Annotated in this window: 14 protein-coding genes; 9 read left to right on the plus strand and 5 right to left on the minus strand. The window is 42.8% G+C overall.

The window, feature by feature from the left end; translation table 11 throughout:
• Positions 1–85 precede the first annotated feature (85 nt).
• The 4 genes from rpoD to AXI57_RS09920 all read left to right on the plus strand — a co-directional run bounded on the left by rpoD (position 86) and on the right by AXI57_RS09920 (position 4109).
• Complete coding sequence (gene rpoD, locus AXI57_RS09905; RefSeq protein WP_004429506.1) at positions 86–1207, plus strand: RNA polymerase sigma factor RpoD; 1122 nt, start codon at positions 86–88, stop codon at positions 1205–1207.
• A gap of 324 nt (positions 1208–1531) precedes the next feature.
• Entirely contained in the window at positions 1532–1894 is a 363-nt protein-coding gene (cccA, locus tag AXI57_RS09910) for a cytochrome c550 (RefSeq protein WP_004429509.1), read from the plus strand.
• A 450-nt stretch (positions 1895–2344) separates the two neighbouring features.
• Complete coding sequence (trmK, locus tag AXI57_RS09915; RefSeq protein WP_238380184.1) at positions 2345–2995, plus strand: tRNA (adenine(22)-N(1))-methyltransferase TrmK; 651 nt, start codon at positions 2345–2347, stop codon at positions 2993–2995.
• Positions 2988–4109 (plus strand): Nif3-like dinuclear metal center hexameric protein, encoded by a 1122-nt coding sequence (locus AXI57_RS09920; protein ID WP_061669978.1) that lies wholly within the window; start codon positions 2988–2990, stop codon positions 4107–4109. The genes trmK and AXI57_RS09920 overlap by 8 nt, the downstream gene beginning before the upstream one ends.
• Positions 4110–4130: 21 nt before the next feature.
• Here the strand turns inward: AXI57_RS09920 and AXI57_RS09925 are convergent, their stop codons facing one another.
• Together AXI57_RS09925 and vrrA are read right to left on the minus strand one after the other, a co-directional pair.
• Positions 4131–5075: a 4-hydroxy-3-methylbut-2-enyl diphosphate reductase gene (locus AXI57_RS09925; protein ID WP_061669979.1), complete on the minus strand. Its 945-nt coding sequence runs from the start codon at positions 5073–5075 to the stop codon at positions 4131–4133.
• 124 nt (positions 5076–5199) lie between these two features.
• Positions 5200–5877 (minus strand): VrrA/YqfQ family protein, encoded by a 678-nt coding sequence (vrrA, locus tag AXI57_RS09930; protein ID WP_061669980.1) that lies wholly within the window; start codon positions 5875–5877, stop codon positions 5200–5202.
• 172 nt (positions 5878–6049) lie between these two features.
• On the opposite strand from vrrA, the gene AXI57_RS09935 reads away from it, so the two are divergent.
• Entirely contained in the window at positions 6050–7366 is a 1317-nt protein-coding gene (locus tag AXI57_RS09935) for a DEAD/DEAH box helicase (RefSeq protein ID WP_004429519.1), read from the plus strand.
• 9 nt (positions 7367–7375) lie between these two features.
• A complete protein-coding gene (locus AXI57_RS09940) occupies positions 7376–8269 on the plus strand; it encodes a deoxyribonuclease IV (RefSeq protein ID WP_061669981.1) in 894 nt (297 codons plus the stop codon).
• Positions 8270–8296: 27 nt separating this feature from the next.
• Here AXI57_RS09940 and AXI57_RS09945 read toward each other — a convergent pair whose 3' ends face one another.
• Positions 8297–8551 carry a DUF2624 domain-containing protein gene (locus AXI57_RS09945; RefSeq protein ID WP_004429521.1) on the minus strand — a complete coding sequence of 85 codons (255 nt, stop codon included), beginning with the start codon at positions 8549–8551 and terminating at the stop codon, positions 8297–8299.
• Positions 8552–8667: 116 nt separating this feature from the next.
• Between AXI57_RS09945 and AXI57_RS09950 the strand changes: the two genes are divergently transcribed.
• Both AXI57_RS09950 and zur read left to right on the plus strand, forming a co-directional pair.
• Positions 8668–9549, plus strand: a complete 882-nt coding sequence (locus AXI57_RS09950) for a YitT family protein (RefSeq protein ID WP_004429522.1) — start codon at positions 8668–8670, stop codon at positions 9547–9549.
• 153 nt (positions 9550–9702) lie between these two features.
• On the plus strand, positions 9703–10140 hold the full coding sequence (gene zur / locus AXI57_RS09955; protein WP_004429523.1) for a zinc uptake transcriptional repressor Zur: 438 nt from the start codon (positions 9703–9705) through the stop codon (positions 10138–10140).
• A 49-nt stretch (positions 10141–10189) separates the two neighbouring features.
• On the opposite strand, the gene AXI57_RS09960 is transcribed toward zur, so the two are convergent.
• Entirely contained in the window at positions 10190–10771 is a 582-nt protein-coding gene (locus AXI57_RS09960) for a hypothetical protein (protein ID WP_061669982.1), read from the minus strand.
• Positions 10772–10903: 132 nt separating this feature from the next.
• Between AXI57_RS09960 and AXI57_RS09965 the strand changes: the two genes are divergently transcribed.
• Positions 10904–11284: a DUF308 domain-containing protein gene (locus AXI57_RS09965; protein WP_141292144.1), complete on the plus strand. Its 381-nt coding sequence runs from the start codon at positions 10904–10906 to the stop codon at positions 11282–11284.
• A 38-nt stretch (positions 11285–11322) separates the two neighbouring features.
• Here AXI57_RS09965 and ispG read toward each other — a convergent pair whose 3' ends face one another.
• Complete coding sequence (ispG, locus tag AXI57_RS09970; protein ID WP_170316254.1) at positions 11323–12426, minus strand: flavodoxin-dependent (E)-4-hydroxy-3-methylbut-2-enyl-diphosphate synthase; 1104 nt, start codon at positions 12424–12426, stop codon at positions 11323–11325.
• Positions 12427–12445 lie beyond the last annotated feature (19 nt).

Below are 12445 nucleotides of genomic sequence, written 5' to 3' on the forward strand. Positions count from 1 at the left end.
GATCATATAGAAAACGCCTGAATGACTGAATAAGAAAAATACCGCTTTTAGAATTCGTTGCAAGCTTTGGAAGGAGGGATCCATAATGGCTGATAAACAAACCCACGAAACAGAAACAGAATTAACAATTGACCAAGTAAAAGACCAGCTGACTGAAGCCGGTAAAAAACGTGGCGTTTTGACATATGAAGAAATCGCCGAGCGTATGTCCAGCTTTGAAATTGAATCAGACCAAATGGATGAGTATTATGAATTTTTAGGAGAACAAGGTGTTGAATTAATTAGTGAAAATGAAGAAACAGAAGATCCTAATATTCAGCAGCTTGCCAAAGCCGAAGAAGAATTTGACCTCAATGACCTCAGTGTACCGCCTGGTGTGAAAATTAATGATCCAGTCCGTATGTACCTGAAGGAAATTGGCCGGGTAAATCTTCTTTCTGCTAAAGAAGAAATCACCTACGCTCAAAAAATTGAAGAGGGTGATGAAGAATCCAAGCGCAGATTGGCAGAGGCTAACTTACGATTGGTTGTCAGCATCGCCAAACGATATGTAGGACGCGGAATGCTTTTCCTTGATCTGATCCAAGAAGGCAATATGGGTCTGATGAAAGCCGTTGAAAAGTTCGACTATCGTAAAGGATATAAATTCAGTACGTATGCTACGTGGTGGATCAGGCAGGCAATTACACGCGCTATCGCCGATCAGGCAAGAACGATTCGTATCCCTGTTCATATGGTTGAAACCATCAATAAATTAATCCGTGTGCAGCGCCAGCTCCTGCAAGACTTAGGAAGAGAGCCGACACCGGAAGAAATCGCAGAAGACATGGATCTTACACCTGAAAAAGTGCGTGAAATCTTAAAAATAGCTCAAGAGCCGGTATCTTTAGAGACACCGATCGGTGAGGAAGATGACTCTCATCTTGGCGATTTCATCGAAGATCAGGAGGCGACTTCACCTTCAGATCATGCGGCGTATGAGCTTTTAAAAGAACAGCTGGAAGATGTGCTGGATACGTTAACGGATCGTGAAGAAAATGTATTGCGCCTTCGTTTCGGGCTTGATGACGGACGCACAAGAACGTTGGAAGAAGTAGGCAAGGTATTTGGAGTAACGAGAGAGCGTATTCGTCAGATTGAAGCAAAAGCGCTTCGTAAATTAAGACATCCTAGCAGAAGTAAACGTCTGAAGGATTTTCTAGAATAGAGTGGAACGGGTCTGAATGATCCGTTCTTTTTTTGCCAAAAAGATATATGGATAATATACCTTTATTTTACTGAATAATGACTCCGTTTGCAAATGAACATTTTACTAAAAATTCAAAAAGATGCCCACATTTCTTATTGTAAGCGTATACAATAAATTATACAATAGAATAAAAGGGAAATCGGACAAAACAAAAAGATTGTTGTCTTTTTTGTATAAAGTGTGAATAACGAAATTTTTGCGCCTTGATCCATTTACTTTTTGTAAAATTAAGTTAGAATTAGAATTGTTTACATAGGGGAAGATGATAAAGGGGGATGGAAAATGAAACGGAATCCGCTTATTCCATTTTTGCTGATTGCTGTCTTAGGGATAGGGCTCACTTTCTTTTTATCCGTAAAGGGGCTCGGCGACGCCAAGGAGATTGCAGGCGGAGGGGAAAACAAGTCTGCCGAGAAGGAAACTGCAAACGCTTCACCGGAAGAGATATACAAGGCCAACTGTATCTCATGCCACGGTGAAAACTATGAAGGTGTCTCAGGGCCGAGTTTGAAAGGCGTGGGAGATAAAAAAGATGTTGCTGAAATAAAAACAAAAATTGAAAAAGGCGGCAACGGAATGCCGTCAGGACTCGTACCTGCCGAGAAGCTGGATGAAATGGCAGATTGGGTGTCTAATATTAAATAACAAAAATTTAAAGCTATATCTGTCAGGCCGCCGAGATTCTCTCGTCAGCCTTTTATTTTTGCCTTCTAATAGAAAATCAGTACTTCCCTTTTGGTTTGTTGGGAACTATGATCGAAATTATGATCATTCGAAATTTCGCTATAAAGCAGAAATAGTAAAGAAAGAAAAACGTATTCATTAGTTTAAAGCAGAAACTTCCTTTGTTAAGGGTGTTCTTTTGAAAGGCATAGACTATAGCAACACAACCCATAAAAAGCACCTTTTACAATGAGAAAACACATTAGAGTAAAGAAATAAACGAAAATCATTCGCTCAGCTTGGATTCCCGGCTGTTTTTTTATATGATAGTAAAGGAAAAAATGATTGAGAAAAGTTGTGATAACAATGAATGAAATGAAATTATCAAAAAGATTGCAGACAGTAGCGGAATACATACCGGGCGGAGCAGTGATTGCGGATATCGGGTCTGACCACGCTTACCTTCCTTGTTACGCTGTGCTGAATCATATAGCAAGCCGCGCAATTGCCGGGGAAATTACCGACGGCCCTTTTCTTTCTGCAAAACAGCAGGTTGAGAAATTAAACTTAAGCTCCCATATCTCAGTGAGGCAAGGGGACGGGCTGGAAGTGATTCAAAAAGGTGAGGTTGACGCAATTACGATTGCCGGAATGGGAGGCTCTTTGATCGCTCATATTTTAGAGTCTGGCAAAGATAAGCTGACAGGAAAAGAGCGGCTTATTTTGCAGCCGAATATTCATGCCATCCATATTAGAGAGTGGCTCTATAAGGAAGGCTATGCTCTCGTGAGTGAGATGATTCTTGAGGAGGATGGGAAGTGCTATGAAGTGCTTGCCGCCGAAGCGGGAGACAAAGATGCAGCTTACGAAGGATTTTCTTTTGAAGCCGGAATGCTTGTCGGTCCTTTTTTAGCAAAAGAAAAGAATGCAGTATTTATGAAAAAATGGACTCAAGAGCTTGAACATACTGAAAAAATTCATGAGCAGATCAGCCGTGCTGCGCAGTCCGGGCACAACAAACAAAAATTAGCAGAACTCACAAAACGGATTGAATTGTTAAAGGAGGTCATCAGACATGGATAAAACAGTAAACGGTCAGCAAATCATCCAGTTGTTTGAACAATTTTCTCCGAAGGCGTTTGCGGTTGAGGGAGACAAAATCGGATTGCAGATCGGCACTTTGAATAAACCGGTGAAAAACGTGATGGTCACGCTTGATGTGTTGGAAAGTGTGGTAGACGAAGCGATTGAAAAAAATGTTGATGTGATTATTGCCCATCATCCGCCTATTTTCAGACCGCTTAAGCATATCTCGACAGATCAGCCTGGCGGTAGGCTGATTGAGAAATGTATCAAACATGATATTGCTGTGTATGCGGCCCATACGAATCTGGATGTAGCGGACGGCGGAGTGAACGATTTGCTCGCAGAGGCTTTGGAGCTGGAGAATTCCGAAGTGCTGGTGCCGACATATTCAGATCCGCTTAAAAAGCTGGTCGTATATGTGCCGAAGGAGTACGAAGAGAAGGTCAGAACCGCCCTTGGAAACGCCGGGGCAGGACACATCGGCGAATACAGCCATTGTGCGTTTTCATCGGAGGGAATCGGAAGCTTCAAGCCGCTGGACGGTGCAGAGCCGTTTATCGGTGAGGTTGGAGAGCTTGAACTGGTTCATGAGGTCCGGCTTGAGACCATTTTTCCTGCAAGTTTAGAAAAATCCGTGATAAAAGCCATGATCAAAAGCCATCCATATGAAGAGGTTGCTTATGATATTTATCATGTGGAACAGGCCGCGATAGAAAAAGGGCTTGGCCGGATCGGAAAACTGAAAGATAATATGACGCTTCAGGAATTTGCCTTGTTTGTGAAAGAGAAGCTGCAAGTAAACGGAGTCCGCATGGTAGGGGATTCTGAGAGTGTAGTGAAAAAGGTGGCTGTTCTCGGAGGAGACGGCAATAAATACATTTACGAGGCAAAACGAAAAGGCGCGGATGTTTACGTAACAGGAGATCTGTATTTTCATGTTGCGCATGATGCGATGATGATGGGGCTGAATGTTATTGATCCCGGTCACTATGCTGAAAAAATCATGAAAGAGGGCGTTGTGAAAACGCTGAATGCGATGTGCGCAGAGAAAAATTATAATGTTCATATTTTTGTGTCTGAGACAGATACAAATCCGTTTACATTTTTATAAAAAAACTGAGGCGTAAGGGCCTCAGTTTTTTGCTTTTACTTTAGGCAAGATTTTTTGCAGCGGGACGTTATGCTGAACTGTCCATGTCGATTCATCCTGATGATCAAATTGTTCTAAGAAGCGAATGACTTCTTTCGTAATAGGTGTTGGCGTAGAAGCGCCAGCGGTTACTGCTACAGTATTTACACCTTGAAGCCACTCCAGCTTTAATTCGCTTAAGTCGCCGATGCGGTAGGCTTTCGTTCCGGCAATTTCTTCGGACACTTGTGCGAGCCTGTTTGAGTTGTTGCTCTTTGGATCTCCGACAACGATTGTTAAGTCTGCTTTTTTTGCTTGTTCTGATACGGCTTCTTGGCGGACCTGTGTAGCCAGACAAATTTCCTGGTGATATTCAACATGAGGGTATTTAGCCTTTACAAGCTCCATGATGTCATGAACATCCCATTGAGACATTGTCGTTTGGTTTGTTACGATTAATTTTTCTGCTTGAATATCAAGGTTTTGGACATCCTCTTCAGTTTCGACGAGGTGAACGATATCTGGCGCGACGCCTACCGCTCCTTCAGGCTCCGGATGGCCTTTTTTGCCGATATAGATGACATGATAGCCTTCCGCTTTCATTTTCAAAATTAAATCATGGGTTTTCGTGACGTCCGGGCATGTTGCGTCAATTGCGACTAAGCCTTTTTCTTCTGCTATTCTCCGGACTTCGGGAGAAACGCCGTGCGCCGTGAAAATAACGGTGCCTTTGTCTACCTGCTTTAATATTTCCAATCTGTTAGCTCCGTCCAGCGTGTAAATTCCGTCCTCTTCAAACGCATCTGTAACGTGTTTATTATGAACAATCATTCCGAGTATATAGATTGGTCTGGGTAAGTTTTTATCAAGCGCCGCGTTTTTAGCGATGACCATGGCATCTACAACGCCATAGCAATAGCCGCGCGGCGAAATTTTAACTACGTCCATTTTTGGTTGTCCTCCTATTCAGAAGTGAGTGAGAGGCAATATAAAAAGCCGTAATTAAACGGCTTTATTCTTGCATTCTTCTGATCTCTATTATAGCCAATCTTAGTTCAGATATCAAAGAATGTTAAATATATAATCTTGGCTTTGAACTGCCTGACGTTCTTTTGACAGGAGCGGAGACCGGAGAGGGAGACACTTCTTTTTTCTTAGAGGCCGGCGCCGGAGCAGATTTTGCTTTTGGTTTTACGGGAACTGGGCTCGTTTTTTTCACCGTCTCTGTTTCATCAGGTATATCTGTTTCATTCGTCTCAGCTTCTTTTCCGTCTGCTTTTTCTGTTTCGTCATCATTGCTGCTCAATTGGCTGTACAGCTTCATCATGGCCGGCAGGTTTCGCACTAATGGGCCATACTGCTGAATCATGGGAGTGACTTGCTGAGCCATGCCGAGCACTTTTTGGACATTGCCGAGCATGCTGGACAGCGACGCCGGATTGGCCAGATTCTGAATGCCTTGTAAACCGGAGCCTCCGCCTGCCGCTGCCCCGGGCGCCCCTGTGCCTCCTGCACCCGGCAAAAACTTGGACAACATGCCCTTTAATCCTCCCCCTAAGCCATTTCTGGATTCGATTCCCGGCTGCTGGGGAAATGACTGGCGAGGGGGCTGGAAACCTTGCTGCTGGCCGGAAAATGAAGGCTGTCGCATTGCGGGCGGTCTTCCGCCCATCATGCGCTGGTTAGGAGCGGGCCGGTTTGGCGGTCCCGGCTGACGCATATTTCTCATTGGCTGCTGCTGTGAAAACATACTTGTACCTCCTTTCAAACTCTCCCTGCTATTACAATATGCATGTGAGTCTGTATTTGCTTTTTTTCGAGAGAGCGTAAAACAAGCTCCTGACAAACATGGTGTTTTTAAGCCAAATCGGGTATAATGTGATGATGGACACATAATGTGCCGCTTTAAGGAGCTGGGAAAAATGAAAGAAACAAAATTTGAATTGTATGATCTGAAACCGTTTATTATAGATGCCGTACATCGCCTTGGTTTTTATGAGCCGACTGATATTCAAAAAAGGCTGATACCTGCTGTGTTAAAAAGAGAAAGCGTGATTGGGCAATCTCAGACCGGTACAGGAAAGACTCACGCTTATTTATTGCCTTTGTTAAATGAAATTGATCCGAATAAGGACGTTGTTCAGGCCGTTATTACGGCTCCGACAAGAGAGCTTGCCAACCAAATTCATCAGGAAGCCCTAAAAATTACAGAAAGCATGACAGACGATTCTATCCGTTCGAAATGCTTTATCGGAGGCACGGATAAACAAAAATCAATTGATAAGCTGAAGACACAGCCACATCTGGTTGTCGGAACCCCAGGACGGATTGCTGATTTAATAAAAGAGCAGGCGTTAAACGTTTATAAGGCTAAATCACTTGTTATTGATGAGGCAGATTTAATGCTTGATATGGGTTTTATAGCTGATGTTGATTATATCGGATCACGTATGCCGGAAGATTTGCAAATGCTTGTTTTCTCCGCGACGATTCCTGAAAAACTGAAGCCTTTCTTGAAAAAGTATATGGAAAATCCGAAATACGCGCATGTGGAGCCGAAGCAAATCACTGCAGAAAAGATTGAGCATGTTCTCATCCCTTCAAAACACCGCGATAAGGACAAGTTGCTCTTTGACATCATGTCCCATCAAAATCCGTATCTTGGCATTGTATTTGCCAATACAAAAAATACGGCGGACCATATTGCTTCATACTTAACAGGCAAAGGGATGAAAATCGGTCTTCTTCACGGCGGGCTGACGCCTCGTGAGCGTAAAAAAGTAATGAAGCAGATTAACGATCTGGAGTTCACATATGTCATCGCGACAGACCTTGCGGCTAGAGGGATTGATATTAAGGGTGTAAGCCACGTTATCAACTATGAGTTGCCGGATGATCTTGATTTTTATGTTCACCGTGTAGGAAGAACGGCGCGTGCCGGATCTTCAGGCCAAGCGATGACGATTTATGAGCTGTCTGATGAGGATGCGCTTGTCAAACTGGAGAAAATGGGCATCGTATTTGAGTATGTTGAGCTTGAAAAAGGCGAATGGAAAAAAGGCGACGACCGCCAGCGCCGTAAAAACCGTAAAAAGACGCCGAACGAAGCTGACGAAATGGCACAGCGCCTTGTGAAAAAGCCGAAAAAAGTAAAACCGGGCTATAAAAAGAAAATGAGTTATGAGATGGAGAAAATAAGAAAAAAACAAAGAAGACAGCAATCTAAAAGAGGAAAGTAGGGAAACCGGTTGTTGAAAATAGGTTCACATGTCTCAATGAGCGGAAAACACATGCTTCTTGCCGCAAGCCAAGAAGCTGTCTCTTATGGGGCAAACACATTTATGATCTATACAGGCGCGCCGCAAAATACGCGCCGTAAAAAAATTGAAGACCTCAATATAGAGGCAGGCCAGGCGCACATGAAAGAAAATGGCATTGACGATATTGTCGTTCATGCGCCTTACATCATCAATATTGCGAATACGACCAACCCGGCAACATTTGAGCTTGGCGTTGACTTTCTGCGTTCGGAAATCGAAAGGACAGCTGCGATCGGAGCAAAACAAATTGTGCTTCACCCAGGCGCTCATGTGGGAGCGGGGGCTGATGTAGGTATTCAAAAGATCATTGAAGGCTTAAACGAAGTGATTGATCCGAATCAAAAGGTGCAGATCGCTTTGGAAACGATGGCCGGCAAAGGTTCTGAGTGCGGCCGGAGTTTTGAAGAGCTTGCCCAAATTATAAACGGTGTCACTCATAATGAGCATCTGTCCGTCTGCTTTGATACATGCCATACGCATGATGCAGGCTATGATGTTGTTCATGATTTTGACGGCGTTCTTAATGAATTTGATAAGATTGTCGGGATCGACAGAATAAAAGTGCTTCACATTAATGACAGCAAAAATGTCAGAGGTGCGAAAAAAGACCGTCATGAAAATATCGGCTTCGGTGAAGTCGGATTCGACGCTTTGCAATATGTGGTGCATCATGATCAGCTTTCAGATATACCGAAAATCCTGGAAACTCCGTATGTAGGGGAAGATAAGAAGAATAAAAAACCTCCATACCGATTCGAGATTCAAATGCTGAAGGACAAGCAATTTGATGAGGGATTGCTGGAAAAAATAGCAGAACAATAAATAAAGGGGGAGTGAATCTCCCCCTCTTTAGCTTGTGAATTGTTTGAAAAGTTCATTAACTGTATTTGCAGTTTCTTTTGATGTAATGTTTTCAACCTGTTTCAGCAGCTGCAAGCGTTCCTGATCATCAAAAATGTTTATGTTTTTACCGTTCATAAGGTTTGCGACTTCAGCCGCTTGTGTTCTGGTAAGACTGATTCCGTATTGCTTTGAATACTTGAGTAAATCCTCCGCAGTCACTTGGTTCAGCCGCTGCAGAATAATTTTTTGAAATAAAATCATCGAACATTCCACCTCTCAGGAATAATGTATGGGCAAATCAGTAAAACGTTCCAGCTTTTAATGGTAAAATAGATTCATAATCTATTTTTAATAGTTATTTTCAGGAAGGAGATTTTATGACCTCAACAAAACAACATAAGAAAGAATCATTCATTCATTTCCTTTTCAGAGTCATTATGATTTTGATCGGAGCTGCTTCAGCGGCGGTAAGTATTGAACTGTTTTTGGTCCCTAATAACTTCATTGACGGAGGCATCATCGGAATATCGCTTATTTTAGACCACCTCTTTATGGCCAACCCCATTCTTAATTTCGCTATTTTTGTCGTAGTGCTAAACATTCCGTTTATGATTTTTGGTTATAAATATATCGGAAAGACATTCTTGGTTTCCACCGTTATTGGAATTGTAGGGTTAGCGGTTATCGAATCTTCGCTTCACCATGTAGATGCCGTTACAACACAGCCAATTTTGGCTACAGTTTTTGGAGGGCTTTTGCTTGGCTTCGGTGTCGGTCTGGTGATTCGATTCGGGGGATCAATGGATGGCACAGAGATACTCGGTATCCTCCTGACGAAAAAATTGCCATTTTCAGTCGGCGAATTCGTTATGCTCATTAACGTGTTCATCTTTATTTGGGCCGGTTTTGTGTTTGGCCCGGAACAGGCGATGTATTCCTTCATGACCTATTATATTGCTATGAAAACAATAGATGCCGTTATTCAAGGACTTGATGAAACAAAAGCTGTCATTATTGTGGCAGAACAATATGCTGAAATATCAGACGCCATTTTGCACCGGCTTGGACGGGGGACAACCAAACTGCAGGGTAAGGGCGGTTATACCGATGAAACGAAGGAAGTCATATATGCTGTTGTCACAAGGCTTGAAGTAACCAAGCTGAAATCCATCGTCTTTGAAATTGATAAAAATGCATTTATAACTATTATGAATACTCATGAAACAAGAGGCGGCAAATTCAAAACCGCTATCCATTAGGCTTTCATTTACTTTTATTAATTTTATAGGTATAATTTATATACGACATAAAGAGATGGCTTGCTGATTTAACAGCTGCCATTTTCTTTTTTGGAAAATCGGATTGATTGAGCATAAACATACGTTCTTTCAAAGTGACAAGGGAGGCCCTCCATGAACGTACAAGAAGCACTTAACTTGCTGAAAGAAAAAGGATATAAATATACAAGCAAACGGGAAGATATGCTTCAGCTTTTCGCTGATTCGGACAGATATCTTACTGCTAAAAACGTTTTGGCAGCTTTAAATGACGATTATCCCGGTCTGAGCTTTGATACAATATACAGAAACCTTTCATTATATGAAGAGCTGGGCATTTTGGAAACGACTGAGCTTTCCGGTGAAAAGCTTTTCAGATTTAAGTGTTCATACACGCATCATCATCATCATTTTATTTGTTTAGAATGCGGAAAGACGAAAGAGATTGAATCATGCCCGATGGACAAACTTAACGACGATTTGGAAGGCTATGAAATCAGCGGCCACAAATTTGAGATATACGGCAAGTGCCCGGGATGCGAACAAAAAAATGCGGAAAACCCTTCAGCGTAAGGGTTTTTATTTTTTAAAAAAGCAGGAGCCTTATTCGGCTCCTGCTTTGTCAGCTTTTCACACGCAATAAACTGTGTTTGTTTTCATTTATCCAGTGAACGGCGTCAAGCCAGTTATTCACCCTGATGATATTCGAATCGATGGGGAGCTGATTATAGGGGGAATTGAACAAAATAACCGGAATATTGGCTTCTTTTGCTATCATCGTCGCATTACCGTGATGATCTTCAAAAAATAAGTCAATGTCATGCTTTCTCACAGCTTCTACCTTGTTGTGCCCGCCGACAAGCTCAATATGGTCATAGTGAATATCCCGGCTGCCGAACCACTCATAGGTGACATCAGTCAAATGGTTCCGCCTTGCTGTAATATAGATCAAAGAGTGCTCTTCTTTCAGTTTATCAAGCGATTGTTTTGCGAACTGCGCGAGCATGGCTTCTTTATATATCATCGCTTCATTGCGATTCATCCAGTCCCAAAATTCTTCGGTTGTAATATTCAGCAGCTTTGTCAGATCATAGTCCGTCATATCGTCTAATGAAATAGAAAGGTTAAACGAGTGGTTTAAATAAGGGACAAATGTATCTTGAGCCGTTATGGTGCCGTCAATATCTATTCCTAAGCGTAACATGCCCACACTCCTTTATTTTCATACTTTCAAGTGTAACATAAACAATTAACATTACCAGAAAAGTTTAGCAAACATGAAACAGAAGAAATTGCTTAAACTATAAAAGCTCCTTTAATAAAAGACAAGGGGGAATTGAAGGTGGCATACGACTACGAAAAACGTGAAGGTAATAATTATTATGTCGATCATGGCTCAGAGGGCACGAACATTACCCATGATGACGGTTATTTAGAAGAAACTTCTGCTGAAATTGCGGAGCCTTACCGCGCATCAGACCGCGTCGGTGACCGTGATGAGAATACTGCAGGAGCCAATGAAGGGCGAGGCATTGGATTTATTGCCTTAGCTCTATCCATTATTTCCTTGTTTGTCCTTCCTGTGCTGTTAGGGGCGGCTGGAATCATCGTCGGCTATATCGCACGAAGAAGAGGCGCAACCAGCTTAGGCGGCTGGGCAATGGGAATTGGCGTAATATCACTTGTGCTGGGAATATTTATTATTCCGTTTTTCTAAAGCAAAAGCTTGACGGGTTTCCGTCAAGCTTTTTGTGTCTAAGCATTTAATTTCGATTTTTCAGCTTCGAGTTTTGCATAATGTTCCTCGGCAAGTTTGTCAATTTCTTTTTTCAGTTCCTCAACCATTGTTTCTTCGGGAACCTTGCGTACAATTTCGCCTTTGCGGAACAGAAGTCCTTCCCCGCGGGCACCGGCAATACCGATGTCAGCTTCTCTTGCTTCTCCCGGACCGTTTACGGCGCAGCCGAGAACAGCTACTTTAATCGGTGCCTTTACCTTTGAAATGTAGTCTTCCACTTCGTTTGCAATGCTGATTAAATCAATCTCAATCCGTCCGCAAGTCGGACACGAAATAAGGGTGGCCGCATTTGAAGCAAGCCCGAAAGATTTTAACAATTCTCGTGCTACTTTTACCTCTTCCACCGGATCGGCGCTTAATGAGATACGCACAGTGTTACCGATACCCAAGCTTAAGATAGCTCCGAGGCCTGCCGCGCTTTTAACCGTGCCGGCAAACAATGTTCCTGACTCTGTAATACCGAGGTGAAGCGGATAATCGAAAGCTCTTGATGCCTTTTCATATGCTTCAATCGCAAGGTTCACATCGGACGCTTTCATGCTGACGATAATATCGTGAAAATCCAGATCTTCAAGGATTTTAATATGGTGAAGCGCGCTTTCGACCATTCCGTCTGCTGTCGGATAGCCGTATTTTTCTAAAATGCGTTTTTCCAGAGAACCTGCGTTAACGCCGATTCGAATAGGAATTCCTTTTTCTTTTGCTGCTTTCACAACAGCTTCGACTTTTTCACGGCGGCCGATGTTCCCAGGATTGATCCGGATCTTATCTGCTCCGCCTTCTATCGCTTTTAAGGCAAGCTTGTAGTCAAAATGGATATCGACAACAAGCGGAATGGATATCTGTTTTTTGATATCGGCAATCGCATTAGCCGCACGCTCGTCAGGGCACGCGACCCGCACGATTTGGCATCCCGCTTCTGCCAATCGGTTAATCTCCGCTACTGTTGCTTCTACATCATGTGTTTTTGTTGTTGTCATGCTTTGAATGACAACTTCATTATTTCCGCCTATTGTTAAAGGTCCCACTTTGACGGGACGCGTTTTTGTACGATGGGTGATTTCACTCACTTGTCAATCG

The organism is Bacillus atrophaeus (assembly GCF_001584335.1).
In the GTDB taxonomy this organism is placed as follows: domain Bacteria; phylum Bacillota; class Bacilli; order Bacillales; family Bacillaceae; genus Bacillus; species Bacillus atrophaeus.

Bases quoted from the DNA above. Each gene is read 5' to 3' on its own strand.
- zur (WP_004429523.1), top strand. From the start codon at position 9,703: ATGAACGTACAAGAAGCACTTAACTTGCTGAAAGAAAAAGGATATAAA.
- AXI57_RS09920 (WP_061669978.1), top strand. From the start codon at position 2,988: ATGGATAAAACAGTAAACGGTCAGCAAATCATCCAGTTGTTTGAACAA.
- AXI57_RS09960 (WP_061669982.1), bottom strand. From the start codon at position 10,771: ATGTTACGCTTAGGAATAGATATTGACGGCACCATAACGGCTCAAGAT.
- vrrA (WP_061669980.1), bottom strand. From the start codon at position 5,877: ATGTTTTCACAGCAGCAGCCAATGAGAAATATGCGTCAGCCGGGACCG.
- cccA (WP_004429509.1), top strand. From the start codon at position 1,532: ATGAAACGGAATCCGCTTATTCCATTTTTGCTGATTGCTGTCTTAGGG.
- AXI57_RS09950 (WP_004429522.1), top strand. From the start codon at position 8,668: ATGACCTCAACAAAACAACATAAGAAAGAATCATTCATTCATTTCCTT.
- AXI57_RS09945 (WP_004429521.1), bottom strand. From the start codon at position 8,551: ATGATTTTATTTCAAAAAATTATTCTGCAGCGGCTGAACCAAGTGACT.
- AXI57_RS09925 (WP_061669979.1), bottom strand. From the start codon at position 5,075: ATGGACGTAGTTAAAATTTCGCCGCGCGGCTATTGCTATGGCGTTGTA.
- AXI57_RS09935 (WP_004429519.1), top strand. From the start codon at position 6,050: ATGAAAGAAACAAAATTTGAATTGTATGATCTGAAACCGTTTATTATA.
- rpoD (WP_004429506.1), top strand. From the start codon at position 86: ATGGCTGATAAACAAACCCACGAAACAGAAACAGAATTAACAATTGAC.